We start from the raw sequence: 24,938 nt of genomic DNA, 5'->3' as shown, positions 1-24,938 counted from the left end.
GATCCAGGTCACTGATCGAGTCCGCGCCGGCGACCATCCCGGCGACCAGCGCCGGCACCTTGACCGCGGCGTTCGCTCCGGCCGAGCCCGGCACCGTGACGTGCTCGGCGACCAACTCCTGCAGTCCGGCCCGTTCGGCCAGCGCCATCACCGGCGCCAGACCGGCGACCGAGATCAGGTTCGGGTCATCGAAAACCGCGCTGAGCTTGTGGAAGACTCGCATTTACCGGATGCCCCTGCCTGCCAGCCGATGGAACCGTCGCAAGTCCCATCCTCCCTGGCGACAGGGGCATTCGTCTCTACTCGATGATCAATTGGCCAAGATCATCGGCGGATCGAGGCTCAGTCGTCGAGGCAGCCTGAGCGTCGACCACCGCGGCGGAGGTCGACCGGGGATCCCCGGCACCGCCATCACACGGGCACCACGCGTCAACCGAAGGCTCGTTGCGGTGTGCCGGATGTCGTGCCTGCCGGATCCGCGACGGTCAGCAGTCGCGGAGAGAGAAGGCCCGGGTGGAGAGAAGAACTACATCTCGTCCCACTCGAACGTATAGCGCACCGGGGGGCTTGTGGCAAGACCCGGGTCGAGCCGCAGAATCGCCGACCGAGGCCGACCTCTGCGGCAGCGGTCCAGTCGCACCGCTGCACGCGGTGGTCGGAAACGCCTCTCTTCGGAGCTGATGACGTGATCCCCCTGACCACCAGCGCGTTCGACCTCCCCGACCACCTCTCCGCCAAGGCCGACCCGGCGCTGATCGCCGGCGACGAGCAGCACTTCGCGGCCATCGCGGAGAGCCTCCAGCAGTCCATCGCCGACCTGTCCGACCGGCTCGACACCGAGCGGAAGGCGCCCGGTGGCTCCGGCCAGGAGGCGCTGGACCGGGACCTGGAGGTGCACCGGCTGACCGCCCGCCTGCGTGCCCTGCGTCGCTTCGGTCTGGACCTGTGTCTCGGGCACTTCGTCCGCACGGACGACCCCGAGCCCGTGTACGTCGGGCGACTCGGGCTCACCGACAGCACGGGCCGCCGGCTGCTGCTGGACTGGCGCTCCCCCGCCGCCGAGCCGTTCTTCGGCGCGACCCACGGCAACCCGATGGGTGTGGCGAGCCGCCGCAGGTACCGGTGGACCCGCGGCCGGGTCACCGACTACTGGGACGAGGTGTTCACCGCCGAAGGGCTGATCGGGCACGCCGCCGCGCTCGACGACCAGTCCGCTTTCATCGCCAGCCTGGGCAGCAGCCGCTCGCCGCGGATGCGGGACGTGCTCGGCACCATCCAGGCAGACCAGGACGCGATCATCCGTGCGGGGTCCCAGGGCGCCCTCGTCGTCGACGGCGGGCCGGGGACCGGGAAGACCGTCGTCGCGCTGCACCGCACCGCCTACCTCCTCCATGCCGACCCCCGCCTCGGGCACCGCCGGGGCGGCGTGCTGTTCGTCGGTCCGCACCAGCCCTACCTGGCCTACGTGGCCGACGTCCTCCCCAGCCTCGGCGAGGAGGGCGTGCAGACCTGCACCCTGCGCGACCTCGTCCCCGAGGGGGCCGCAGCGGGGGTCGAACCCGATCCGCACGTGGCCGACCTGAAGGCGTCCATGGACGTGGGAACGATGATCGAGACGGCCGTCCGGTTCTACGAGGAGCCCCCGACCAGGGGGACGACGATCTCGACCCCGTGGGCCGACCTCCGGTTGAGCGCCGACGACTGGGCCGAGGCCCTCGAGGCGCCGGATCCCGGGACGCCGCACAACGAGGCGCGCGAGCAGGTCTGGGACCAGCTGCTCACGATCCTCGTGGACCAGCACGACGACGTCGCGGACGAGGACGACGGCGACGTCTCGGCCGCTCAGGTGCGGACGTCGCTGCAGCGGAACAGGGAGCTCGTCGCGGCCTTCGACCGCGCCTGGCCGGTGCTCGAGGCGACCGACCTCGTCGGGGACCTCTGGTCGGTACCGGCGTACCTGCGCAGGTGCGCCCCCTGGCTCCGCCCCGACGACGTGCGAGCGCTGCAGCGGGCGGACGCCCGGGCCTGGACGGTGTCCGACCTGCCGTTCCTGGACGCGGCACGGCAGCGGCTCGGCGACCCGGGTGCGTTCGGGCGCAAGCGACGGCACGACGCCGTCGTGGCCGCCGAGCGCGAGCGCATGGCCGGCGTCATCGACGAGCTGATCGCGGCGGACGACTCCGAGCTGCTGCTGATGACGAGCCTGCGCCACGAGGACCTGCGCGATGCCCTGGTCGACGAGGCCGCGCTGCCCACCGCCGATCCGGACCTGCTCGCCGGCCCGTTCGCGCACGTCGTCGTCGACGAGGCCCAGGAGCTGACCGACGCGGAGTGGCAGATGCTGCTGCTGCGCTGCCCCTCCCGGAGCTTCACCATCGTCGGGGACCGCGCGCAGGCCCGGCACGGCTTTCCGGGGTCGTGGCAGGAACGGCTCGGGCGGATCGGGCTCGACCGGGTCGAGGTGGCCTCGCTGACCATCAACTACCGGACGCCGGAGGAGGTCATGGCGGAGGCCGAGCCCGTCATCCGCGCCGTGCTGCCGGACGCCAACGTGCCGACCTCCGTCCGCCGCAGCGGCGTCCCCGTCAGGCACGGAACCGCGTCCGAACTGCACGAGGTCCTCGACACCTGGCTCGCCGCGCACGCCGAGGGGACCGCCTGCGTCATCGGCGACCCCACGTTCCGGGCAGGGTTCCGGCAAGGGCCCCGGGTCCGGTCGCTGCCCCCGGAGCTGTCGAAGGGGCTCGAGTTCGACTTGGTCGTCCTCGTCGACCCCGAGGCGTTCGGCACGGGCATCGAGGGAGCGGTCGACCGCTACGTCGCGATGACCCGCGCGACCCAGCAGCTCGTCGTCCTCACGAGCTCCTGACGTCGGCCGGGTGGCGTGCGGGGCTCGCCGGGGCACCGACGAGGGGTGGTCCGCGTGCCGTCGGAGACCGGGCCCGCCGCCCAGGTCACCGGGAGCGTCGTCCGGCTGCGCTGATCACCACAGGGACATCGACCGCCGGAAGATGCCGGCGATGTCGTCCTCGGTGACCTCGCGGGGACAGGTGGCCAGCAGCCGCTGCTGCTTCATCGTCCCCTCGACCAGGTCGTCGACGTCGCCCTCGCCGAAGCCGACCGCACCCACGCCGTTGGGGATGTCGATGTCGCGCATCAGGTCCGTCAGCACCATGGGCAGGAAGTCGACCGCGTCCGTCGGCAGGCCGGCGTTCGGCGCCAGCAGCTGCGCCGCGCGGACGTGCCGGTCGGGCGCCGCCTCGAAGGTGAAGCGGAAGGCCTCCGGCGCGGTCAGCGCGACCGACATCCCGTGCGGGACCATCGGCTCGTCGGCCGGGTAGTCCTTGGGGTGGAAGTCCTTCACCTGGCCCGCGATCGGGTACGCGTTGGCGTGCGGGATGTGCACCCCGGCGTTGCCGAACCCCATGCCGGCGAAGGTGGCGGCCATGGCCATGTCCGAGCGGGCCTGCTCGTCGTCCCCGTGCCGCACCGCCCGCCGGAACGAGCCGGCCAGCAGGCTGAGCGACTTCTCCGCCCACATGTCCGAGATCGGGTTCGACCCGCAGTAGGGCACCCGCTTCTCGGGCGTCTTGTGCTCATAGGTCGTGTACCAGCGCGCGGTGTAGCTCTCCAGGGCGTGGCAGAGGATGTCCATCCCCGACGCCGCGGTCACCCCCGGCGGCTGGGTCCGCGTCAGGTCCGGGTCGATCACGGCCAGCGTCGGGCGCAGCATGGCGTGGCTGATGCCGGTCTTCACCCGCGCCACGATCACGTCCATCACGCAGATCGTGGTGCTCTCCGAGCCGGTGCCCGTCGTCGTCGGGACGGCGACCAGCGGCTTCAGCGGCTCGGACGGCGCCTGCCCCTTCCCGACCGGGGCGTTGACGTAGTCCAGCAGCTCGCCGGGGTTGGTGGTGAGCAGGTTGATCGCCTTCGCCGTGTCGATGGTCGACCCGCCACCGACGGCGACGAAGGCGTCCCACGGCCCGGACGAGCGGGCCTCCTCGATGGCGGCGACGAGGCTGACGTCGGTCGGCTCGACGTGCACGCCGTCGTAGATCCGCGCCTCGATGCCGAACTGCCCCATCTGGTCGGCCACCCGCTGCGGGACGCCGGTGGCGGCGAGCCCGGCGTCGGTGACCACCAGCACGCGCCGGACGCCGTACCGGCTCAGGTCGTAGCCGATCTCGTCGGAGGCCCCGCTCCCGAACTTCAGCTGCGGTGCTCCGTAGGTGAACACGGACTCGGGATGGGCGGGCGAGACGGTGCTCATGACGTCCCTCTCTGCGGTTCGGACGACGGTCGGCGCGGTGATCGGTCGCACCGAATGTCGCACGCCGGTTGTGGTGGCCACCACAACCGGCGCATCATCCATCGGACCGCCCCGCCCGTCCGCCCCACAGCACCGCTCCCTGCCCTGGGCCCCGGTGAGCGATGCGGCGCCCACCGTCCCGCTCCCGACGAGCTGACGACGGCGGTCACCGCATGATCCTCCGCCGCGAGCTGCGGGGAGGTGCCCGACCGACCGTCCTGGTCCGACCGCAGGGGGAACGCATGGGCAGGCAGGCGAGGCAGTCGGTCCGGCGGGGGCCTCGGTGTTCCTGATCTCGCAGCTGCCCTGGGAGACCTGGGCGCGCTTCGGCGTCTGGCTGCTGATCGGCTTCGCCATCTACTCCGCCCACGACCGCCGGCACGCGCTGCTGAACCCGGGCAGCCCGCACCACCGGCCCGCGGTGCCCGCGCCGCCGCGCGAGTGAGCGGAGCGGTCGGCACACCGGGCCCCGTGGCCGAGCCCTCGGCGGCACGCGCCGTCCGAGCGCTCCGGAGGCACGCGCCCGAGCTCGCCGACCTGCCGCTCCGGGAGCTGGGCCACGGGCTGGACAACACCGCCTTCGTCGTGGGTGAGCTGGTCCTCCGGGTGGCCGAGGGCCCCGACGTGCAGCGCGAGGCGGGCCTGCTGGCGTTCCTCGCGCCGCGGCTGCCGCTGGCCGTCCCCGTCCCCGTGTTCGCCGACGGGGACGCCGGGGTCCTCGGCCACCGGCTGCTGCCGGGACGCCCGCTGCTCGCCCGGACGCCGGCGCCGGGCACCGCCGCCGTCCTCGGCCGGTTCCTGCGCGACCTGCACGCCGTCGACCCGGGTGCGGTGCGCGCCTTCGTCGACGAGGAGGACGCCGACCCCGCCGAGTGGCTGGGAGGGCTGGACGGGCCCGCCGAGCTGCTGCGCGTGGTCCGGTCGAGCGTGCCGCGCTCCTCTCCGCGGCGCGTGGTGGCGCACGCGGACCTCGGCGCCGAGCACCTGCTCGCGGAGGGGACGCGCGTCACCGGCGTCATCGACTGGTCGGACTGCGCGGTCACCGACCCGGCGCTGGACTTCGCCCGGCTGCACCGCGACTTCGGGCCCGCCTTCCTCGCCGAGGCCCTGCAGGCGTACGGCGGCCTGCCCGACGCCGGCCCGCGGATCCAGTTCTTCGCGCGCTGTGCGGCCCTGGAGGACCTCGAGTACGGCCTGCGGACCGGCCGAGCGGAGTACGCCGAGGCCGCCCGGCGCAGCATCGCGTGGCTCTTCTCCACCTGAACCGGCGGTCAGCAAGCCCGGCAGCAGTTCCTCGTGACCGTGTCGATCCGGGCCGCGGCCGTTCGACGTCCTGGTGAGAGGCCGGTACCGAGCCGGTCGTTCCCCCCGGAGGACGTCATGACCGCCACGCTGACCACCACCCGCCGCAGCACCGGCTCGATCGTGGGCGCCGGCCTGGCCGCCACGGCGGTCGCCGCTCTCGCGACCAGCACCGTCGCCGCCGCGGGCTCGGCCGCCGGGATCAGCCTCGACGTCAGCGGAGCGCCCATCCCGGTGTCCGGCTTCGCCGTGCTGACCGTCGTCTTCTCCCTGGTGGGCGTGGCGTTGGCCGCCGTGCTGGCCCGCCGCGCCCACCAGCCGCGCAGCACCTTCGTGCGCACGACCGTGGTGCTCACCGCGCTGTCGCTGGTCCCCGATCTGGTCGCCGACGCCACGACCGACACCCGGGTGCTGCTGATGGTCACCCACCTCGTCGCCGCGGCGATCGTCGTCCCGGCCGTCGCCCGTCGCCTGCCTCCCGCGCGCCGGGACTGACCGGTCGGCAGCACGGCCGGGCCCGCCGCCCCGGACCGCACGATCACCCGCGGCCGGGCGCTGCGCGGCGCGGTCAGCTTCGCCGACGGCACCCCCGGCTGACCGCGAGCCTGGTCCTCACCCAGCCGAACGGCCGGCCCGCCAAGCCCGGAGCGCCGGGCCGGACCGGCGCTCGACGAGCGCCTGCGGGCTCTCCGTCGCAGGATGGCACGTGCCCATCGACCACACCGCCACGTTCCCGGCCGGTCCGGACGACGTCCTCGCCGTCCTCACCGACGAGGCCTTCCTCCGCGACTACGCCCGGGCCCTCGGTGCGCGGCTCGAGTCGGTGGAGAGCATCCCCGACGGCGGCAACCCGCGTACGACGGTGCGGCTCGTCGTCCCCACGCTGGGCATCCCGGCGGTCTTCACCCGCTTCGTCGGCCGCGAGGTCGCCGTCGCCGACCGGCGCAACTGGACGGCGGACGGCGACGGCGGGCACCGCGGGGTCCTGCTGGTGGAGGGGCGCATCCTCGGCCGGACGGCGGCGGTGCGCGGCGAGCGGCGGCTCCGCCCGACCGCCGACGGCACCCGCTCCACGGTCACCGGCGAGGCGGAGGTCGACGCGCCGGTCGTCGGGCGGCAGGCCGAGGCCGCCGTCCGCGAGCTGGCGATGGTCGTGCTGCGCCGCGAGGACGACGTGCTGCGCCGCTGGCTCGGCACCCCGGACTGAGAAAGGACCCCCTTGCCCCCCGCCACTCGCGAGCTCGCGGCGGGACCCTGCAAGGGGGCCGTCAGGGGCCGGTGAAGTCGGCGGTGGCCCCCCGGAAGCGGCGCCGCCGGGCACGCACCTGCTCCCCGTCGTGGCGACGCCGCAGGTGCAGCCGCTCACGGTGCGACTCGGGCGAGTGGACGACGGTGACCGGGCACGGCGCGTGCAGCGCGCACTGCATGCTCGTCGAGCCGAGTAGCATGCTGGAGAACCCGCCGTGGCCCCGGCTGCCGACCACCAGCAGGTCCGCACCGGCCGACTCCCGGATGAGCGCGTCCGCCGCCGAGCCGAGGACGGCCGTCACGTGGATCTCCGGGTGCGGCTCCGGGACGTCGCGGAGCACCTCGGCGATGAACGTCTCGGCCCGCTCCACCGCCGCGGCCGTCGCCTTGTCGTACTCGAAGTCACCGATCGCGTCGAAGTCCATCCACGCCTCGGGTGGCCGGTGGGCGATGACCGCCTCGACGGGCACACCCCGGCGGGCGGCGTCCTCGACGGCGAACCGCACCGCGGCCCGTGCGCCCGCCGAGCCGTCCACACCCACGACCACGCGGCGCCCCCGCGCCTGGGGTCCCTCGACCCGTTCCGCCTGCTCGGTCATGACGGCCTCCTCGCAGGCCGGCCGCCGGAGCCCCGGTGCCCGCGGACGACCGGCACCATCCAGCATGCACGTTCCCCCCAGAGGACGACAGGGCCCTCGGTCCCGGCGCGCGCTCGGGGGCGCGGGGACCGCCCGCCTCGGCGTACCGTCCGCCCATGACCGCGGAGCCGGCGTCCGCCGAACGTCTGCTCGCCGGGCGCTATGCGCTCAGCGAGGTCCTCGGCCGTGGCGGCATGGGCGTGGTCTGGCGGGCCACCGACCTGCGGCTGGACCGGCCGGTGGCGGTCAAGGAGGTCACCTTCGCGCTGCACCTGTCCGACGAGGAGCGCCGGGTGCTGCGCGAGCGCACGATGCGCGAGGCCCGCACCGCCGCCCGGCTGGACCACCCGTCGGTCACCTCGGTCTACGACGTGGTCGAGGAGGACGGCCGTCCCTGGTTGGTCATGGAGCACGTGGAGTCGTGCAGCCTGCAGGAGGTGCTCGACGGGCAGGGGCCGCTGCCCTGGCCGGCGGTCGCCCGCATCGGGCTCGACGTGCTCGCCGGGCTGACCGCCGCGCACGAGGCCGGGATCGTGCACCGCGACGTGAAGCCCGGCAACGTGCTGGTCGCCCCCGACGGGCGGGCCTGTCTCACCGACTTCGGCATCGCGACCGCCACCGGCGACCCGGCGATCACCACGACCGGCGCGATCATCGGCTCGCCGTCCTACATGGCACCCGAACGGGCCCACGGTGAGCAGCCGGGGCCGGCCGTGGATCTGTGGTCGCTCGGCGCGACGCTCTACACCGCGGTCGAGGGCCGCCAGGCGTTCGCCCGCGGTGAGCCCATGGCCACGCTCATGGCGGTCGTGACCGAGGAGCCGCCGCCGCCCGTCCACGCCGGTCCGCTCGAGCCGGTGCTGCGCGGCCTGCTCACCAAGGACCCGGCACAGCGGATGAGCGCCGAGCAGGCACGCCGGGCGCTGCACGCGGCCCTCGACGCGACGCAGGGCGCCACACCCTGGTCACCGGAGCCGTCGCCGCCGGAGGCGGAGCGGCCGACGCCCGAGCACGAGCAGGTGGAGCGCATCGACGCCGCGGACCTGCGCGCCCTGGCGGCCGCGTCGGCGACGGTGATCGGTGCCGTGGCCCGGGATGCCCGGGACCAGGCCCGCCACCTGGCCGAGCGCCGGCGGGAGCGCCGGGAGGTCCGGCGGCGGGAGGCCGCACCGCCGGAGGCGCCGTCCGCGCCCCCGGAGGGACGTCGGCCGGCGGAACGGCCCGGCAACCGGCCGCGGCAGCGCCGGTTCCGCCGTCGCTGGGTGGTCGTCCCGGTGCTGGTGGTGGTGCTCGCGCTGCTCGCCGTGGCGGCCGGCCTGGTCGTCCTCGCCGGGGCTCTGCTCGGCTGGTGACGCGGACCGCCGCGTCCTGCAGCATGCTCCACCCATGACGACGCCATCCGCCGAGACCCCGCAGCCCCGCGACATCGCCCTGGAGATGGAGACCCCCGAGCAGGCCGCCGACCTGGAGGTGCAGAGCGAGCCGTCGGAGGAGGAGCCCTCGGGTGAGTGACCGGCCGGCCCGCGGGTAGCGCTGCACGATGCGCAGCCGCGACGTCCTCAGCTACGCCTACGAGCAGATCGAGGAGACGTTCACCCGCACCGTCGAAGGGCTGGAGCCCGACGACCTGAACCGCCGGGTGCAGCCCGGTGCCAACCCGGTCGGCTGGCTGGTCTGGCACCTGCTGCGGGTGCAGGACGACCACGTCGCCGACGTCGCCGGCACCGAGCAGGTGTGGACCGCCGAGGGGTGGGCCGGCCGCTTCGGCCTCCCCGTGGACGACGCGGCCACCGGCTACGGGATGAGCGCCGACGAGGTCGACGCCGTCCGGGTGCCCACGGCCGACCTGCTGCTGGGCTACTCCCGCGCCGTGCACGCGCGGTCGGCTGCGTTCCTGCGCGGTCTCTCCGACGAGGACCTGAACCGGGTCGTCGACACGAACTGGGACCCGCCGGTCACCCTCGGCGTCCGGCTGGTCAGCGTGCTGTCCGACGACTTCCAGCACCTGGGCCAGGCCGCCTACGTGCGCGGCCTGCTGGGGCGCTGAGCACTAGCGACGGCCGCGCAGCGCGGCCGTGTCGATGCGCTGCCCGGCGACGTAGTAGAGCGTCGCGCCCTCGAGCACCGGGGTGTCCCAGCCGGGGCTGACGACCAGCGGACCGCCGTCGGTGCGCAGGGCCAGCACCGTGGCGCCGAAGGTGCGCCCGAACCAGGTCTGGCAGTCGCCGAAGGTGCGGTGCGGAAAGCCCTCAGGGACGCGGGTGGAGTAGGTGTTGCCGTGCCCGCCGCTGGTCATCAGGTCGCTGTAGACCTGGGCGATGCCGGGGTCGTTGGCCTCCTCGGTCAACAGGAACGGCATGTGCCACTGCACCCCCTGGACGTCGGGGTGCACGTAGCGCAGCGTGTCCAGCCGGCCGAGGTCGCGGAGTGCGGCGACCAGGTGGATGCGCGGGTTGGCGTGGGTGACGGCGAGGGCGACGGCCAGGGCCTCGTTGTCGTCGCGGACGTCGATCACCGCCGTCCGGGCGCGGGCCACGCTCGCGCGGGCCATGACGTCGGGCGAGGTGAGGTCGCCGCGGATGAACTGCACGTCCAGCCGCTCGGGCATCGGGTCCTCGGAGACGTCGTCGTCCCAGGTGCAGAGCACCACCTGCCCGCGGTCCTCGGCGCACAGCTCGGCGACGATGCGCGCCGTCCGCCCCGGCGTGTAGCCGAGCAGGACGACGTGGTCGGCGAGGTCCAGCTCGACCAGCCCCCTCAGTCTCTTGCCCCTCACCGACTGCAGCGCGGCGGCCAGCTGCGTGAAGAGCAGGGTGAGCGTGACGATGCCGCCGACGATGACGTAGACGCCGACGACGCGGCCGCCGGCCGAGGCCGGGTAGACGTCGCCGTAGCCGACGGTGGCCGCGGTGACGACGAAGTACCACCAGTAGGTGCCCGGCGCGGCGATGCCGGTGCCGGCCGGCTCGACGACCGCCATGGCCGCCCAGCTGGTCAGGAAGACGAAGACCGCGACGGCCAGCGCCAGCCGCCACCCGGGCAGCCGCACGCGCAGCAGACGCGCCAGGCGCGCGACCAGGAACGGCACCTGCGACCTCCCCGACGACGACCCGGGGCACGGTAGCGGACGTGATCAGGGATCGGTGGCGGAGCGATCAACGGAGCCGATCGGCGGGTCGCTCCCCCGCCAGGCACCCGCGGGCGACAACGTCGAGGGCATCTCGGGTCCGTGGCGAGGCCGACGACCTTGCGCTCCCGGTCGGCCGGGGAGTCTCATCGGTCCGCTCGGGACAGTGCGACCACACACAGCCACTGCGTGGCCCCAGCACGGGAGTCGAGATGGACCGGGAGACGGTCGTCCGCGACTGGTCGATGCCCCTGGAGGTCCGACTGGGGGGACAGCGCTGGGTCGTTCCCGTGGGCACGTCGCTCACGATCGGTCGCGACGACTCGTCGTCGATCCCCGTCGACGACGCCCAGGTGTCCCAGCACCACGCCACGGTCGACGCCACGGCCGAGGGATGGCTCCTCGTCGACCACAGCCGCAACGGGGTCTTCCTCGACGGCCGCCGGATGCCACAGGTGTTGATCACCACCCCGACCGCCGTCGCGCTGGGCCACCCGGACGACGGGGTCGTGCTCACCCTGGCCCCGGTCCGGGGTGGTGCGGTGCCAGGGTCCTCGGCGCCCACCCACGCCCCGAGGACGGGGGTGCACGACATCGCCGGCTCCCGGATCACCGTCGGGCGGCTCCCGGAGAACGACGTCGTCATCGACGATCTCCTCGTCTCCCGGCACCACGCCGTCCTCGAGTGCATCGGTGGCAGATGGCGCATCCGCGACGCGGGCAGCGCCAACGGCACGTACCTGAACGGGCAGCGGGTCACCGGGACCGAGGTGGCCGAGGTGGTCGAAGGCGACCTGATCGGCATCGGGCACGCGCTCCTCCACCTGTCCGGGAACCGGTTGGTGGCGTACCAGGACGACGAGGACGTCGACATCGAGGCGGCGGACCTGGTCGTGACCCGCGACGGACGCCGCCTGCTCGACGGCCTCGCCCTGCGGGTCGCCGGGCGCAGCCTGCTGGCGATCCTCGGGCCGAGTGGCTCGGGCAAGTCGACCCTGCTCGGCGCCCTGACCGGGACCCGACCGGCGGATGCGGGCGTGGTGCGGTACGGCGGACGGGACCTGTACGCGGACTACGACGAGGTGCGGCACCGGATCGGACTGGTCCCGCAGGACGACATCCTGCACCCGCAGTTGACCGTGCTGCGCGCACTGTCCCACGCTGCCCGCCTGCGGTTCCCCCCGGACGTGACCCGGGAGGACCGCACCAGGCGCATCGAGGAGGTGCTGGAGGAACTCGGACTCACCGAGCGGGCGCACCAGCGGATCGAGAAGCTCTCCGGCGGTCAGCGCAAGCGGACCAGTGTGGCGCTGGAGCTCCTCACCCGGCCCTCCCTGCTGTTCCTCGACGAGCCCACGTCGGGACTCGACCCGGGGCTGGACAAGCAGGTGATGCAGACGTTGCGGGGGCTGGCGGACACGGGGCGGACCGTGGTCGTCGTCACCCACAGCGTCCTCAACCTGGAGGCCTGCGACCACCTCGTCGTCCTCGCGCCCGGCGGTCGGATGGCCTACGACGGTCCACCGGACGGGGTGTTGGAGTACTTCGGGGTCACGGACTTCGCCGAGGTGTTCCTGCTGCTGGAGCGTCAGACATCGGTCGACTGGCACGACCGGCTGCGGCGCTCGGGCCTCGACCACCGGCTGTCCCGCCGGCCATCGGACCGGCGCCCCACCGAGACCGTTCCCCCGCGGAGGGGCTCGGCGCTCGTCCAGTACCGCGTGCTGTCCCGACGCACGCTCGACGTCCTGCTGGCCGACCGTACGTATCTGGCGTTCCTCGGCCTCCTGCCGGTGTTGCTGAGCGGCCTGGCCCACACCATGACCGCCCCCCGAGGGCTCTCCGTCGCGGGGGCCAATCCGGTGCAGGCCCGTCAACTCCTGCTCGTGCTGATCCTGGGGGGCGCCCTGATGGGCACGGCCAGCTCGGTCCGGGAGCTGGTCAAGGAGCGCACCATCTACCACCGCGAGCGTGCGATCGGGCTGTCGCGTGTGGCGTACGTGGCGGCCAAGGTGACCGTGCTCGCGGCGCTGACGACCGTCCAGGCTGCGGCGTTCGCGGCGCTCGCGATGGTGGGCAGGCCCGGTCCGGACGGCGCGGTACTGCTCCCCTGGGGCCGGCTGGAGGTGGCGCTCGCGGTCGTGGCAGTCACCGTCGCGTCCATGGTCGTGGGACTCCTCATCTCCGCGCTGATCAGCAATGCGGACCGTGGCATGCCCCTGCTCGTGGTGGTGGTCATGGTGCAGTTCATCCTGTCCGGCGGGTTGTTCGGCCTCGCCGGACGGACGGGGCTCGAGCAGCTCTCCTGGGCCGTCCCCTCGCGGTGGGCCTATGCCATGGGCGCGGTCACGATGGACCTGCGGGTGACCCAGCCGTCGACGGACGATCCGCTGTGGCGGCCCAGTGCCGTGACCTGGCTCGCGGACGCTCTCGTCCTGGGCGGCATGGTCCTCCTGCTGGTCGTCCTGGTGGGCCTGGTGCTGCGGCGCCACGACCCACGTCGGCGCCGACACGGGCACTGAGCAACCGGGAGCGCGGGCCCGTCCCGGGCGAGACGGCCGGGTCCGCCGACCCTGTACACGGTCTCGACGGCCGAGCCAGACTGGCCGCCCCCGCGGACCAGCGGGTCAGCCAGCGCCTCCGACCCCCTGGACGGCGATCATGGTCGTGGAGCTCTTCGGCCCCTACGAACTCCAGGAACTCCTCGGCCGCGGGGGCATGGGTGAGGTCCACCGCGCACACGACACGGTGCGTCAACGGATGGTCGCTCTCAAGCGCCTGCGCCCGGAGTTCGCCGCTGACGAGCGGGTCCGCGCGCGGTTCCTGTCGGAGTGCCGGCGGACCGCGCAGCTCACCGAGGCGCACGTGATCCCGATCCACGACTCCGGCGAGATCGAGGGGCGGCTCTACCTCGACATGCGGCTGGTCGACGGGAGGGACCTCGGGGAGGTGCTGGCGGCTCAGGGGCCGATGACACCGGCCCGCGCCGTCACCGTCATCGGCCAGGTGGCGGCCGCGCTCGACGCGGCTCACGGGGCCGGCCTCGTGCACCGGGACGTCAAGCCGTCCAACGTCCTGCTCGCCGACGACGGCCAGGGACTGCACTGCTACCTGGCGGACTTCGGGGTGGCCGCCGCCATGGGCGGTAGCGGACCGCACACCACGACCGGGACGACGGTCGGGACCATCGACTACATCGCACCCGAGCGGCTCCTCGGCGGCCCCACCGACCACCGAGTCGACGTCTACTCCCTGGCCTGCCTGGTGTACGAGACCCTCACGGGATTCCCGCCGTTCCAGGCCGACGAGATCGCCGCGTTGATGTACGCCCACCTGAGCCGGGAGCCACCGAGGGCGTCGGAGCGGGTGCCGACCGTCCCGGCGCACCTCGATGAGGTCGTGGCGCGCGGCATGGCCAAGGACCCCGACCGGCGCTACCGGAGCGCCGGTGAGCTGGCCGCCGCCGCTGCCGCAGCCCTGCGTGGTCCCGGGAGAACCCCCTCGGCCGCCGCGGTGACGGTGTCGGTGGACCTGCCCCAGCCGGCTCCCGCCGCCATGGCGACCACCGGCGCATCGGTGCGGAGGCCCGGGTCGGGTCGTCGGTCGCGACGCCTGGTGTCGCAGGTGCTCCTCGTCGCCCTCATGGTCCTCGCGGCAGGAGCTGTCGCGGTGGGCGTCAACATGTTGCAGTCCGTCGAGGCGGTGCGGGTCGAGGCCGAGCCCGCGACCTCCACCGGTGAGGACCCGTTCGTGCCGCCGGACGCGAACGCGGCACCCGGGTCGCCGACGGCCCCTCCCTCCGTGGCGGGCGGCAGCAGCCCCGGAGGTGGAACGCCCCCGCCGGCGGACGTGCCCGTCTCCGGGGACACGGTGGGGCTGTACGGCGGCACGGGCGCCGAAGCCTGCGACTCCGCCGAGTTGGCGACCCACCTCGAGGCGCACCCGGCCAAGGCGATGACCTGGGCCGGCGCACAGGGCATCCAGCGCGAGGACATCCGGTCGTTCCTGGGGTCGCTCACCCCGGTCGTGCTCCGCGCCGACACGGCCGTCACCAACCACGGGCACCGCGACGGCCGGGCGAGTGCATTCCAGTCCGTCCTGCAAGCCGGAACCGCGGTGCTGGTCGACGATCGCGGCGTTCCTCGGGTGCGGTGTTCCTGCGGCAACCCGCTCGGCGATCCCGCGCCGCGGGACCGGGCGCGCTACGAGGGGCAGACGTGGCCGGAGCTCGAGAGCCGGCCCGTGACCGTGGTCCGGCCGGCTCCCACCGTCGTGGAGGACTTCGTCATCGTCGACCGGACACAGGACGCCACCGTGGTAGTCCAGCGGCCGCAGGGCAGCCGCGGCGACGAGGACGGACCGACCGATCCGGAGACGGTCCGGGTGGCCCTCGACTTCTCCCCCGAGGCGGCGGCCCAGCAGGCCGACGAGAGCGCACGCGCATCGACATCGGGGGGCGAGACGGGAACCGGCTCCCCCACGTCGGCTCCGCCCACGCCCACCGGGTCGGCCGACGAGAGCCCGATCGAGCAGAACACGACCTCCGCGGGCTCCAGCCCCGAGGTGTCGCGCTCCGACGCCGACACCACCTCGTCCACCAGCGCCACCCCGTCCACCAGCGCCACCCCGTCCACCAGCGCCACCCCCTCCACCAGCGCCACCCCCTCCACCCCCTCCACCAGCGCCACCCCCTCCACCAGCGCCACCCCCTCCGCCGGCGCCACCCCCTCCGCCGGCGCCACCTCGGACAGCGCGGTCCCCGACGAGTCGGCGCTCCCCCGGTAGCCCGGGAGCACGAGGCGTCGTGCGGGCCGGCCGGTACGCCGCGGTGGAGCGGGGAGAAGAGGACGCCCGTCACCGCCGGACTCATCGCGCAGCCGGGCAGGAGGGGCCGGGACAGCCGCACGCCGTCCGGCCGGGCGGTGGGCCCGAGTCGGCGTAGCGTCGGTCACATGAGCGAGTCGAGCCCTGACTTCTACGACCTGGAGGAGCTCCTCGAGCCGGAGGAGATCGAGATCCGCGACAGGGTGCGCGCCTTCTGCGAGAAGGAGGTCACCCCGCGCATCAACGACTACTGGGAGCGTGCCGAGTTCCCCTTCGAGCTGGTGCCCAAGCTCGCCGAGCTGGGGATCGCCGGCGGCACCATCGAGGGCTACGGCTGTCCGGGGATGAGCAACGTGTCGGCCGGTCTGGTCGCCGCGGAGCTGGCCCGCGCCGACGGCAGCGTGGGCACCTTCAACGGCGTGCACAGCTTCCTGGCGATGCAGTCCATCGCGATGCTGGGCGACGAGGAGCAGCGCGAGCGCTGGCTGCCGGCGATGGCCCGGCTGGAGAAGATCGGCGCCTTCGGGCTCACCGAGCCCGCGCACGGCTCGGACGCCGTCGGCCTGGAGACCTCCGTGCGCCGCGACGGCGACTCCTACGTGCTCAACGGGCAGAAGAAGTGGATCGGCAACGGCACCATCGCCGACCACGTGCTCATCTGGGCCCGCGGGGAGGACGGCGCGGTCGGCGGCTACGTCGTCGACAAGGGGACGCCGGGCTACGAGGCCCGGGTGATGACCGGCAAGACGGCGCTGCGTGCGGTGTGGCAGGCCGAGATGACGCTGTCCGACGTCCGGGTGCCGGCGGAGAACCGGCTGGCCAACTGCCACTCCTTCAAGGACGTCTCGCAGGTCCTCGACCGCACCCGGTACACCGTCGCCTGGCGGGCGCTCGGGCTGGCCACGGCCTCCTACGAGCTGGCGCTGGCGCACGCGCTGCGCCGTGAGCAGTTCGGCCAGCCGATCGCCGGCTACCAGCTGGTCCAGGACAAGCTGGCCCGGATGCTCGCCGAGGTCACCGCGATGCAGCTGATGTGCTGGCGGCTGTCCAAGCTCGCCGACGCCGGCCGGATGACCGCCGCGATGGCCTCGCTGGCCAAGATGAACCACGCCGCCAAGGCCCGGGCCATCGTCGCCGACGCCCGCGACATCCTCGGCGGCGACGGCATCCTCATCGACCACCACGTGGCCCGCCACCACGCCGACATGGAGGCCGTCTTCACGTTCGAGGGCACCGACTCGGTGCAGGCGCTGATCGTGGGCCGGGAGATCACCGGGCTGTCGGCGATCAGCGGACGGCGGCCCGAGCGCCGCTGACCGGGTGGGGCGGAGGCGCGGCCGCTCAGCCGACCCGGCTGAGCGGCCGGGCCTCCGACGTCAGCTCACGGCACTCCGGGCAGGCGGTCCGGCCGACGCCGACCCGCTGCCAGTCCCGCGACCCCCACACCTGGACGATCGCCCCGCAGACGGCGAGCTCCACCTCGCCGTCCAGCTCGCTCGGCGGCCGGTGGGCCTCGACGGCGTGCCACGGTCGGCTCTGCTCGGTCGGCCGGCCCGGGGACCAGCGGTCCGGGCGGGCGAACCCCACTGCATAGGACTGCACGATCAGGTTGTGCCCTGCCTCACACCAGGAAAACAACACGAACGGGTCACGACTGGCGGCGGGGGCGGGTGTGTGCATCACCCCACCGGGGAACCCTGCGGGCGACCACCCGAACGACAGGAGCCAGCCGTGACCCAGACCGACAGCCAGCGCGACGTGGTCGACCTGCTCAGCGCCGACCACCGCGAGTTCGACCGCATCTTCACCGAGCTCGAGGGACTGTTCGGGCAGACCGGCCCGGACGTCCTGCGGCGCAAGCGGGAGCTGGTCGACGAGGTGACGATCGGCCTCGTCAAGCACTCCGTCGCCGAGGAGACCCGGGTCTACCCGAAGGTCGAGCAGCAGGTCGACCGGGAGGAGGCCGAGCACTCCAAGCACGAGCACGCCGAGGCCGAGGAGACCATGAAGCGGCTCGAGCGGATGGACCCCGACGACCCCCAGTTCGACACCGAGGTGGCGACGCTCATCCGGGAGATCCGCCACCACGTCGAGCACGAGGAGAGCCGGATGTTCACCCAGCTGCGGGCGACCTTCACCCGCGAGCAGCTGGTGGAGATGGCCCAGGACGTCGAGCGGGTCAAGGCGATGGCACCCACCCGGCCGCACCCGATGACGCCGAACGAGGGCGCCGTCCGCACGGTCGCCGGACCTCTGGCCAGCCTCATCGACCACCTCCGGGACGCCGTCAGCGGCAGAGGCAAGCAGCAGGGCTGACCACCGGGGGCACACCGGCTGAGCTCCTCCCCGCCCGCTCCCGCGCGCTACCGTCGGAGGTGCCGCGATCGGGAGGAGTACGCCGGTGGAACCTGTCAGCCTGCTGGTCGGTGCGGCGCTGCTCGCGGCCGGTTTTCTCGGCGGCCGGCTCAGCCGCCGCCGGCCCGCTTCCCCGCCGGGGCCGCCCGCGCCGCTGTGCGGGTGCGGCCACACCTTGAGCCAGCACGACACCGAGACCAACACCTGCTACGCCGAGCTGCGGCGCGACGTGCACGACAAGCGGGGGCGCTGGACCGGGCACCAGTGGGTGCCGTGCACCTGCCGGCAGTACGTCGGACCGCGCCCGATCGACGAGGTGTTCATGCCGCGGCTGCTGCCGCCGGCCACCGATTAGACCCGGCCCCGCGAGGAGCCTCCCCGCCCGACCGGGCGGGGAGGCTCTCGTCCGTCAGGCCGGCCGGAAGGCCACGTGCGGGTGGTCCATGTGGTTGGCCGTGGGGGATCCACGGTCCTCCATCCCGCGCCACGAGCCGGATGAGACGAGGTAGATGCGCTGCTTCCAGATCACGTACTCGACGCGGAAGCGGGCGGCGTTGTCGATGACGTACCGGGCGACGGCGTCACCCTTGGCCCGGTCGCTGTAGACCATGAAGTCGGCGGCACGGCTCTGGGTGGGGCTGTGGCCGGGACGGGTGAGGACCGTGGAGACGCCGAACCGCTCGGCGACCTCCTGCACGACGGGCCGGACGTGCGGGTCCCACGTGCCGTAGGTGCTCGAGGTCGGGGTCGGCTTGCTGGACGGGACCGGCGCCTGGGCGGCGACGGCGGTGGCCGACGTCGACGTGTGCGCCTGGGCGGGGAGGGCCGTGAAGGCCACCCCGGCACCCGCGAGGAGTGCCATCAGGGCCCGCCGGCCCCCGAGAGGACGCCGGCCCGTGGGCACGCGAGTAGTAGTCGTCATGGAGGTGGTGCTCCTGTTCTCCTCGACCGCCGACCGGGTGAGCTGACGGGTTCGGGCGGGGAACTCGCCCGGCAGTCCGGAACTGGTGTCCCGGTCCTGCTTCACCCCAGTGGTGCGATGGGTCCCCGGCCCGGGTGCCGGCTTCCTGCCGGCACCCGGTTGGGCGGCGTCCGACGGGCGTCACCGCGGTTCGGTGATGCTGGCGCCCGTGCGGACCGCGCCGACGCTAGGTCGGGCCCCGAACCGGGACGGAGGCGCCCCGGAAGGGCCCGGAACGGTGATCAGCAGCGCGCGACGCCGCGCGTGCGCAGCGAGAACGCACGGATGCGTCCGGGGACCGGCGGCCTGTCACCCAGCAACTGCGGAGATGGGCCGCTGCCCGGCTCCGCAGGGTCGGCGCGCCCGTACGCACGGGAACGGCCGCACGACGGTGCGCCCACCGGAGCGGCCACCCCGATGCGCTTCGGCCTGGCTGCGCTGCTACCCGGGAGGCCCGGCTGCACGGGGCACCTCCGCGTCGTCGAGACGAGACTGTTCCGTCTAGGCTGACCGCGGGTCAGCAGTTGGCCTTCCGCTCGACCTGCAGCACGGCCGCCGGCTCGGATGCCTCGTGCTCACCCCGAGGTGATCGCTTGTCCCTCCCGCCGTCCGCCCCGGTCGGTGAGCTCCCCCGCTCCTCCCTCCTCGCCGAGGTCGACGTCGCCGGCGGTCGCCTGCGGGTGACCGGCCGGCTGGACTCCCGCACGGCCCGGATCCTGCACGCCGCGGTGTCCGGCCTGTTGCTCACCGAGCAGCGGCGCTGGGTGCTCGACGTCTCCGCGCTCACCGTGACCGACCACACCGGCCTGCGGGCGATCGGCGCGGCCTACCGCCGTCTCCTGCGGCACGACCGGCGGCTGACGCTGTGCGGCGCCACTCCGGACCTGCAGCGGGTGCTGACCCGGTTGCACCTGGGCCGGCACCTCCTGGACGACGACCCCGCGGAGCCCGTGCCGGCCTGACCCCGTCAGGCGCTCGACCCCACGATCGCGTCGACGCGGGCCACCGCGTCGACACACGGCAGGCCGATGCCCAGCCGGTGCTCGCGACGCCCGTCGGCCCCTATGCCGGATCTCCCGCCGGCCCCGCCCCGGATCCCGCGCTGAGCCTGTGGAGGGTGCGGAGGACGGGGTCCTCCTCCGAGGCGTGGGGGGAAGCGTGGTCCGCTCCTCAGTCCAGGGCCTCGACGGCCGCCATCACCTCGTCGTCGGTCGGGTTGCGCAGCACCTCGCCACGCCGCCACACCACGACGGGCAGGTCGTCCTCGGTGACCCCCAGCTCGGCGAGCACCGCGGCGCCGTCCGCACCGTCGTCCAGGTCGACGAAGCCGGCCGACAGCCGGCGGCTGCGGGCCAGCTCCTGCAGCCGCCGGCTGTCCGGCGAGCCGCCCCGCCCGACGATGCGCAGGTCGGCGGCGAGCTCCAGCAGGATCGAGCGGCGCAGCAGGAAGGCCCGCAGCACCAGCTCCTTGAGCGCGGGGTCGGCGGTGAAGACCTGGTGCAGCTGGCCGCGGTCGGCGCGCAGCACCTCGGCCGGTCGCAGCACCAGCGCGGTCAGCGACACGGGTTGTCCGCTGAACAGGTCGAGCTCGCCGAGGAAGCGGTGTCCACCGTGCACGGAGATGACCCGCTGGTCGGCGCGGCCGAGGTCCTCGACGACGGCGACCGTCCCCGAGACGACGACGTGGAAGGCGTACCCGGCGTCGCCCTCGCGGAAGAGGGTGTCGCCGGGGGCGCACTGCAGGCGGGTACCGAACCGCTCGACCAGCGCGACCTGCTCGTCGGTCAGCCGCGGGAAGGCGCCGTCCCGGTCGGGGGTCTCGGGCAGGTCGGCGGGCACGTCCGCGGGCGCGTCGACCGCCTCCGGGCGGGGCTCACCGCGCCGTTGACCGAGCGCCGGCAGCACCAGCCCGGTGAGTCCGTCGTCGCCGGACGGCGGCAGCCCCTCCTCCCCTCCGGCGGCGAGCAGGGCGGCGGCGAGGCTGCCGGTGTCGAACGGGCCCGTGTGCCGTCGTCCGTTGACGAAGAAGGTCGGGGTGCCGGTGACGCCGCTGACCTCGGCCGACTCGACGTCCTCCTCGACCCGGCGGGCGAACCGGCTCGACCCCAGGTCCCGGGCGAAGCGGGACACGTCGAGCCCGGCCGCCGCTGCGTGCTCCAGCAGGTCGGCCGGCATCAGCCGGTCCTGGCCGGCGAACAGCCGGTCGTGCATCTCCCAGAACCGGCCCTGGGCCGCCGCCGCCTCGGCGGCCTCCGCGGCCAGCCGGGCGTGCGGGTGGACGTCGACCAGCGGCACGTGCCGGAAGACGTAGCGCAGCCGGTCGCCGAACCGCTCACGGAGCTCCTCGACCGTCCCGGTGGCGCGCCCGCAGAACGGGCACTCGAAGTCGCCGTACTCGACGAGGGTGAGCGGCGCGTCGGCCGGACCGCGCACGTGGTCGCGGGCTACGTCGACCGGCGGGTCGAGCAGCACCGGGCGCGCCCCGGCGCCCGGCGGACGGCGGCGGTCGGCCAGCCGGAACAGCGCCCAGCCCAGCAGCGCCGCCAGCACCGACGCGACCAGGACGCCGACCCGCGCCTGGTCGGCCCGCGCCTCGTCGTCGAACGCGAGGTCGACGATGAACAGCGAGATGGTGAAGCCGATCCCGGACAGCGCCGCGCCGCCGGCGAGCTGCAGCCAGGTCAGCCCCGGGGCCAGCTCGCCGAGACGCAGCCGGACGGCGAATCCCGTGCCGAGCAGGATGCCGACGAGCTTGCCGAGCACCAGGCCCGCGACGACCCCGAGGGTGACCGGCGAGGTGGCCGCGGTGCGCAGCGTCTCGCCGGTCAGCGGGACCCCGGCGTTGGCGAGGGCGAACACCGGGACGATCACGAAGCTTGTCCACGGCTGCCAGAGCTGTTGCAGCCGCTCGCTGGCCGACACCGACCGGTCGATCGACAGCCGGGCGGCGCGGGCGAACACCGGGTTGGGTGACTGCTGGTAGGCCCGGGTCAGCCGGGCGGCGACCGCCACCTCCTCCCGGCGGGCCGGGTAGGCGGGGGTGGACAACGCGATGACCACCCCGGCGAGGGTGGGGTGGACGCCGGAGAGGTACGTCGCCACCCACACCGCGAGGCCGAGCACCAGGTAGGCCGGCCCGCGCCAGACGTCGAGGTAGCGCAGGCCGATCATGAGCGCCAGCCCCAGCACGGCCAGCAGCAGCGGACCGACGGCGAGGTCGTCGGTGTAGAAGAGCGCGATCACGGTGAGCGCGCCGACGTCGTCGGCGATGGCCAGGGTGAGCAGGAACAGCCGCAGATGCGCCGGGCAGGCCGGCCCGACGAGCGCGAGCACGCCGAGCAGGAACGCGGTGTCGGTGGAGATCACCACCCCCCACGCCGCGGCCGCCTCGTCGCCGAGGGTGAACGCGACGTAGACCAGCGCCGGCACCGCCAGGCCGGTGATCGCGGCCAGCGCGGGCACCGCGGCCCGCCGCCGGTCGGTGAGCTCGCCCATCACCAGTTCGCGCTTGATCTCCAGCCCGACGACGAAGAAGAAGAACACCATCAGCCCGTCGTTGACCCAGTGCTGCAGGTCCAGGGCGAGCTCGGCGCCGGCGAGGCGGACGGCGAACTCGGTGTGCCAGAAGGTCTCGTAGCTGCCGCCCCAGGGCGAGTTGGCCCACAGCAGCGCGGCGACGGTGGCGGCGAGCAGCAGCCCGGCGCCCCCGGCCTCGGTGCGCAGCCGCTGCTGCAGCGGGGCCACCCGGGCGAGCAGGCCCCACCCGCCCGGCCTGGACTGCTGGGTGACGCTCGTGCTCACCGCATCCCCTCTCCGGTCGTGGCCGGGTGCACCTGCGGCCCGGTGACGCCGCAGTGCAGGCACTCCTCGATCGGCAGCCGCCGCTGCGGGCCGGGCTCCGCCGTCCCCAGGGGCCGGCGGACCAGCGCCACGGCCACCAGGGCACCGACGAGCAGCAGCCCGGCGCACACCAGCATCGCCGTGCGGAAGCCGGTGGCGAAGGCGGCGGGGTCCCCGACGCCGGTGCCGCCGAGCCCCGCCACGGCAGGCACGACGGCGACGGCGAGCAGCCCGGCGGCACGCGCGACGGCGTTGTTCACCCCCGAGGCGCTCCCGGCCAGCCGGTCGGGCGCGGAGTCCAGCACCGTCGCGGTCAGCGGCGCGACGAGCAGCGTGAGCCCGGCGCCGAACACCGCCGTCGCGGGCAGCACGTCGGTCAGGTAGCCGGCGCCCGGGCCGATCCGCGCCATGAGCAGCACCCCCGCGGCGGCGACCAGCGGCCCGGCGGTCAGCAGCGGCCGCGGGCCGATCCGCTGCGCCAGTGACCCGACCCGCGCGGAGAACAGCAGCATGAGGGCGGTCACCGGCAGCAGGGCGGTGCCGGCCGGTAGCGGGTCGAACCCGGCGACCACCTGCAGGTGCAGGACGAGCAGCACGAAGACCACCCCGAGCGGGGCGTAGACGAGCAGGGTCACCGCGTTGGCGGCGGTGAACTGCCGGGAGGCGAACAGCTCCGGCGGCACCAGCGGTGCGGGCGAGCGGCGCTGGACGGCGACGAAGCCGGCCAGCGCGACCAGCCCCGCGGCGACCCAGCCCCAGACGCCGGGGCCGCGGCCGGGCTCGCCGGCCGCGGTCAGCCCGTACGTCAGGGCACCGAGGCCGGCGACGACGAGCGCCGTCCCCTGCCAGTCGAGGTGGTGCGCCGCCTCCGGGTCGCGCGACTCCGGCACGTGCCGCACCGCCACGGCGACGATCACCGCGGCCAGCGGCAGGTTGAGCAGGAAGACCAGCCGCCACTCGATGCCGACCAGCCAGCCGCCGAGGAACGGCCCGACCGCGCCGGCCACCCCGCCCAGCCCCGACCAGGCGCCGACGGCCGCGGCCCGGTCGGCGCCGGCGAAGGACGCCGAGATCAGCGCCAGGCTGCCCGGCGTCAGCAGTGCACCCCCGACGCCCTGCAGCGCCCGCGCGGCGACCAGCGTGCCGACGTCCGGCGCCAGGCCGCACAGCAGCGACGCCGCGGCGAACCACACGGTGCCGACGACGAACACCCGCCGCCGGCCGAACCGGTCGCCCAGCGAGCCGCCCAGGAGGATGAGCGAGGCGAGGGTGAGGGTGTAGGCGTTCACGGTCCACTGCAGGCCGGTGAAGCCGGCGCCGAGCTCGGTGCCGATCCGCTCCAGCGCCACGTTGACGACGGTGGCGTCCAGCATCGCCAGGCTCGACCCGAGCACGGTCGCCAGCAGCACCCAGCGGCCCTGCGAGGTGCCCATCCGCAGGCCGCCGTCCGGCACGACCGGTCCTCCCGCCATCGACTCAGCCGTACCGCGCGACGAAGGTGGCCAGCAGCCGGCTCGGCTCGGTGACCACCGCCTGGCTGACCCGGGCGATGAGCTCCTCCATCTCCGCGGGCGGGAAGTAACCGGCGTGCTGGTAGACCCGCACCCGGGTGACGACGCCGGCGACGTCGAGCTCGGGGTGGAACTGGGTGGCGTAGACGTTGCGGCCGACCCGGAACATCTGCACCGGGCAGCCGGCCGACGTCGCCAGCAGCACCGCCGACGGCGGCAGCACCCGGCAGGCCTCCTTGTGCCCGACCAGCGCGTCGAACACGTCGGGCATGCCGGCGAGCAGCGGGTCGGCCCGGCCGGCGTCGGTCAGCGACACCGGCACGCAGGAGACCGGCTCACCGTGGGTGCGGTCGACGACCCCGCCCTGGTGCACGCCGAGGGTGCCGATGCCGTAGCAGGCGCCGAGGAAGGGCAGGTCCCGCGCGACGACCTCGTCCAGCAGAGCCGACAGCTCCGCCTCGATCCGGTGCTGGACGGCGGACTTGCCCTCGGCCGGGTCGCTGGAGTTGAACGGCCCACCGCCGAGGAAGACCCCGGCGTAGTCGTCGAGGTCCAGCGGCGGCAGCGGCCCGCACTCCAGCCGGATGCGCCGCAGCCCGGACTCGTCGAGGCCGGTCGCGCGGAGGAAGGCGGCGTACTCGTCGTCCGCGGCCTCGTCCTCGGGCCGCGAAGCCAGCAGGAGGAAGGGCCGCACGGGCGCCGATGCTAGGCCGCGTGCGACGCCCGCCGCGGAAGTCCTTCCCCCCGGCCGGGCGTCCGTGGTCGACTTCGCTGCACCGCCCCCCGGCGGGAGGGGTGTGACCAGCACCTGGGAGGCAGG

At 74.3% G+C, this 24,938-nt stretch carries 22 protein-coding genes, 1 pseudogene and 1 riboswitch; of the genes and pseudogenes, 14 read left to right on the top strand and 9 right to left on the bottom strand.

What is annotated here, in order from left to right; genetic code table 11:
• Window positions 1–223: pseudogene (locus BUB17_RS12180) on the bottom strand (IS1380 family transposase); the annotation flags it as partial.
• 462 nt (window positions 224–685) lie between these two features.
• Here BUB17_RS12180 and helR point away from each other — a divergent pair.
• Window positions 686–2,869 carry an RNA polymerase recycling motor ATPase HelR gene (gene helR, locus BUB17_RS12175; protein WP_072918282.1) on the top strand — a complete coding sequence of 728 codons (2,184 nt, stop codon included), beginning with the start codon at window positions 686–688 and terminating at the stop codon, window positions 2,867–2,869.
• A 114-nt stretch (window positions 2,870–2,983) separates the two neighbouring features.
• On the opposite strand, the gene BUB17_RS12170 is transcribed toward helR, so the two are convergent.
• Entirely contained in the window at window positions 2,984–4,273 is a 1,290-nt protein-coding gene (locus BUB17_RS12170; RefSeq protein ID WP_072918281.1) for a hydroxyacid-oxoacid transhydrogenase, read from the bottom strand.
• A 322-nt stretch (window positions 4,274–4,595) separates the two neighbouring features.
• Here BUB17_RS12170 and BUB17_RS26840 point away from each other — a divergent pair, with 322 nt between their 5' ends.
• From BUB17_RS26840 to BUB17_RS12150, 4 genes are all read left to right on the top strand, one after another.
• Complete coding sequence (locus tag BUB17_RS26840) at window positions 4,596–4,757, top strand: amino acid permease C-terminal domain-containing protein (RefSeq protein WP_175561348.1); 162 nt, start codon at window positions 4,596–4,598, stop codon at window positions 4,755–4,757.
• 26 nt (window positions 4,758–4,783) lie between these two features.
• Window positions 4,784–5,575, top strand: a complete 792-nt coding sequence (locus BUB17_RS12160) for a phosphotransferase family protein (RefSeq protein ID WP_175561347.1) — start codon at window positions 4,784–4,786, stop codon at window positions 5,573–5,575.
• A 117-nt stretch (window positions 5,576–5,692) separates the two neighbouring features.
• The gene (locus BUB17_RS12155; protein WP_072918279.1) at window positions 5,693–6,109 is read left to right on the top strand and encodes a DUF6069 family protein; all 417 of its coding nucleotides are present in this window, start codon (window positions 5,693–5,695) and stop codon (window positions 6,107–6,109) included.
• Between the two features lie 211 nt (window positions 6,110–6,320).
• Window positions 6,321–6,821, top strand: coding sequence for a DUF2505 domain-containing protein (locus tag BUB17_RS12150; protein WP_072918277.1), 501 nt, complete (start codon window positions 6,321–6,323; stop codon window positions 6,819–6,821).
• 61 nt (window positions 6,822–6,882) lie between these two features.
• Here the strand turns inward: BUB17_RS12150 and BUB17_RS12145 are convergent, their stop codons facing one another.
• Window positions 6,883–7,461: a universal stress protein gene (locus tag BUB17_RS12145; RefSeq protein WP_072918275.1), complete on the bottom strand. Its 579-nt coding sequence runs from the start codon at window positions 7,459–7,461 to the stop codon at window positions 6,883–6,885.
• Between the two features lie 155 nt (window positions 7,462–7,616).
• On the opposite strand from BUB17_RS12145, the gene BUB17_RS12140 reads away from it, so the two are divergent.
• The 3 genes from BUB17_RS12140 to BUB17_RS12135 are packed head-to-tail and all read left to right on the top strand — an operon-like array spanning window position 7,617 to window position 9,547.
• Window positions 7,617–8,852 (top strand): serine/threonine-protein kinase, encoded by a 1,236-nt coding sequence (locus BUB17_RS12140; protein WP_072918273.1) that lies wholly within the window; start codon window positions 7,617–7,619, stop codon window positions 8,850–8,852.
• Window positions 8,853–8,886: 34 nt separating this feature from the next.
• Window positions 8,887–9,012 (top strand): hypothetical protein, encoded by a 126-nt coding sequence (locus tag BUB17_RS28230; RefSeq protein ID WP_280173878.1) that lies wholly within the window; start codon window positions 8,887–8,889, stop codon window positions 9,010–9,012.
• A gap of 28 nt (window positions 9,013–9,040) precedes the next feature.
• Entirely contained in the window at window positions 9,041–9,547 is a 507-nt protein-coding gene (locus BUB17_RS12135; RefSeq protein ID WP_072918271.1) for a mycothiol transferase, read from the top strand.
• Window positions 9,548–9,550: 3 nt separating this feature from the next.
• Here the strand turns inward: BUB17_RS12135 and BUB17_RS12130 are convergent, their stop codons facing one another.
• Window positions 9,551–10,588 (bottom strand): NAD-binding protein, encoded by a 1,038-nt coding sequence (locus BUB17_RS12130; RefSeq protein WP_072918270.1) that lies wholly within the window; start codon window positions 10,586–10,588, stop codon window positions 9,551–9,553.
• A gap of 251 nt (window positions 10,589–10,839) precedes the next feature.
• On the opposite strand from BUB17_RS12130, the gene BUB17_RS12125 reads away from it, so the two are divergent.
• The 3 genes from BUB17_RS12125 to BUB17_RS12110 all read left to right on the top strand — a co-directional run bounded on the left by BUB17_RS12125 (window position 10,840) and on the right by BUB17_RS12110 (window position 16,767).
• Complete coding sequence (locus BUB17_RS12125; protein WP_072918268.1) at window positions 10,840–13,149, top strand: FHA domain-containing protein; 2,310 nt, start codon at window positions 10,840–10,842, stop codon at window positions 13,147–13,149.
• 139 nt (window positions 13,150–13,288) lie between these two features.
• A complete protein-coding gene (locus tag BUB17_RS25490) occupies window positions 13,289–15,412 on the top strand; it encodes a serine/threonine-protein kinase (protein WP_083606295.1) in 2,124 nt (707 codons plus the stop codon).
• 167 nt (window positions 15,413–15,579) lie between these two features.
• Complete coding sequence (locus tag BUB17_RS12110; RefSeq protein ID WP_072918267.1) at window positions 15,580–16,767, top strand: acyl-CoA dehydrogenase family protein; 1,188 nt, start codon at window positions 15,580–15,582, stop codon at window positions 16,765–16,767.
• A 25-nt stretch (window positions 16,768–16,792) separates the two neighbouring features.
• Here BUB17_RS12110 and BUB17_RS12105 read toward each other — a convergent pair whose 3' ends face one another.
• Window positions 16,793–17,053 (bottom strand): hypothetical protein, encoded by a 261-nt coding sequence (locus BUB17_RS12105; protein ID WP_072918265.1) that lies wholly within the window; start codon window positions 17,051–17,053, stop codon window positions 16,793–16,795.
• Window positions 17,054–17,182: 129 nt separating this feature from the next.
• Here BUB17_RS12105 and BUB17_RS12100 point away from each other — a divergent pair, with 129 nt between their 5' ends.
• Window positions 17,183–17,767, top strand: coding sequence for a hemerythrin domain-containing protein (locus BUB17_RS12100; RefSeq protein WP_072918263.1), 585 nt, complete (start codon window positions 17,183–17,185; stop codon window positions 17,765–17,767).
• An 85-nt stretch (window positions 17,768–17,852) separates the two neighbouring features.
• The gene (locus BUB17_RS12095) at window positions 17,853–18,161 is read left to right on the top strand and encodes a hypothetical protein (RefSeq protein ID WP_072918262.1); all 309 of its coding nucleotides are present in this window, start codon (window positions 17,853–17,855) and stop codon (window positions 18,159–18,161) included.
• A 54-nt stretch (window positions 18,162–18,215) separates the two neighbouring features.
• Here the strand turns inward: BUB17_RS12095 and BUB17_RS12090 are convergent, their stop codons facing one another.
• Window positions 18,216–18,668 carry a VldE C-terminal domain-containing protein gene (locus tag BUB17_RS12090; protein ID WP_141242998.1) on the bottom strand — a complete coding sequence of 151 codons (453 nt, stop codon included), beginning with the start codon at window positions 18,666–18,668 and terminating at the stop codon, window positions 18,216–18,218.
• Window positions 18,669–18,739: 71 nt separating this feature from the next.
• A riboswitch (cyclic di-AMP (ydaO/yuaA leader) is annotated at window positions 18,740–18,904 on the bottom strand.
• 456 nt (window positions 18,905–19,360) lie between these two features.
• Between BUB17_RS12090 and BUB17_RS25485 the strand changes: the two genes are divergently transcribed.
• Window positions 19,361–19,729 (top strand): STAS domain-containing protein, encoded by a 369-nt coding sequence (locus tag BUB17_RS25485; protein ID WP_072918258.1) that lies wholly within the window; start codon window positions 19,361–19,363, stop codon window positions 19,727–19,729.
• A gap of 208 nt (window positions 19,730–19,937) precedes the next feature.
• Here BUB17_RS25485 and nhaA read toward each other — a convergent pair whose 3' ends face one another.
• From nhaA to BUB17_RS12070, 3 genes are read right to left on the bottom strand one after another with little or no spacing between them, the layout of a single operon-like run.
• Window positions 19,938–22,568, bottom strand: coding sequence for a Na+/H+ antiporter NhaA (nhaA, locus tag BUB17_RS12080; protein ID WP_072918257.1), 2,631 nt, complete (start codon window positions 22,566–22,568; stop codon window positions 19,938–19,940).
• Window positions 22,565–24,079: an MFS transporter gene (locus BUB17_RS12075; RefSeq protein WP_072918255.1), complete on the bottom strand. Its 1,515-nt coding sequence runs from the start codon at window positions 24,077–24,079 to the stop codon at window positions 22,565–22,567. Before BUB17_RS12075 ends, nhaA begins: the two co-directional genes overlap by 4 nt.
• Window positions 24,080–24,083: 4 nt before the next feature.
• The gene (locus BUB17_RS12070; protein ID WP_072918253.1) at window positions 24,084–24,812 is read right to left on the bottom strand and encodes a glutamine amidotransferase; all 729 of its coding nucleotides are present in this window, start codon (window positions 24,810–24,812) and stop codon (window positions 24,084–24,086) included.
• Window positions 24,813–24,938 lie beyond the last annotated feature (126 nt).

The sequence above is a fragment of the Geodermatophilus obscurus genome, assembly GCF_900143215.1.
GTDB lineage: Bacteria > Actinomycetota > Actinomycetes > Mycobacteriales > Geodermatophilaceae > Geodermatophilus > Geodermatophilus obscurus_A.
Note: the sequence above shows the minus strand (reverse complement) of the source record. Positions and strands in the feature narration are given on the sequence as shown.

What these genes read in the sequence shown, in the direction of transcription:
- BUB17_RS12140 (WP_072918273.1), top strand. Translation starts at nt 7,617, where the DNA reads ATGACCGCGGAGCCGGCGTCCGCCGAACGTCTGCTCGCCGGGCGCTAT.
- BUB17_RS12125 (WP_072918268.1), top strand. Translation starts at nt 10,840, where the DNA reads ATGGACCGGGAGACGGTCGTCCGCGACTGGTCGATGCCCCTGGAGGTC.
- BUB17_RS12135 (WP_072918271.1), top strand. Translation starts at nt 9,041, where the DNA reads ATGCGCAGCCGCGACGTCCTCAGCTACGCCTACGAGCAGATCGAGGAG.
- BUB17_RS12155 (WP_072918279.1), top strand. Translation starts at nt 5,693, where the DNA reads ATGACCGCCACGCTGACCACCACCCGCCGCAGCACCGGCTCGATCGTG.
- BUB17_RS12170 (WP_072918281.1), bottom strand. Translation starts at nt 4,273, where the DNA reads ATGAGCACCGTCTCGCCCGCCCATCCCGAGTCCGTGTTCACCTACGGA.
- BUB17_RS12110 (WP_072918267.1), top strand. Translation starts at nt 15,580, where the DNA reads ATGAGCGAGTCGAGCCCTGACTTCTACGACCTGGAGGAGCTCCTCGAG.
- BUB17_RS12090 (WP_141242998.1), bottom strand. Translation starts at nt 18,668, where the DNA reads ATGGCACTCCTCGCGGGTGCCGGGGTGGCCTTCACGGCCCTCCCCGCC.
- BUB17_RS12075 (WP_072918255.1), bottom strand. Translation starts at nt 24,079, where the DNA reads ATGGCGGGAGGACCGGTCGTGCCGGACGGCGGCCTGCGGATGGGCACC.
- BUB17_RS25490 (WP_083606295.1), top strand. Translation starts at nt 13,289, where the DNA reads ATGGTCGTGGAGCTCTTCGGCCCCTACGAACTCCAGGAACTCCTCGGC.
- BUB17_RS12145 (WP_072918275.1), bottom strand. Translation starts at nt 7,461, where the DNA reads ATGACCGAGCAGGCGGAACGGGTCGAGGGACCCCAGGCGCGGGGGCGC.
- BUB17_RS28230 (WP_280173878.1), top strand. Translation starts at nt 8,887, where the DNA reads ATGACGACGCCATCCGCCGAGACCCCGCAGCCCCGCGACATCGCCCTG.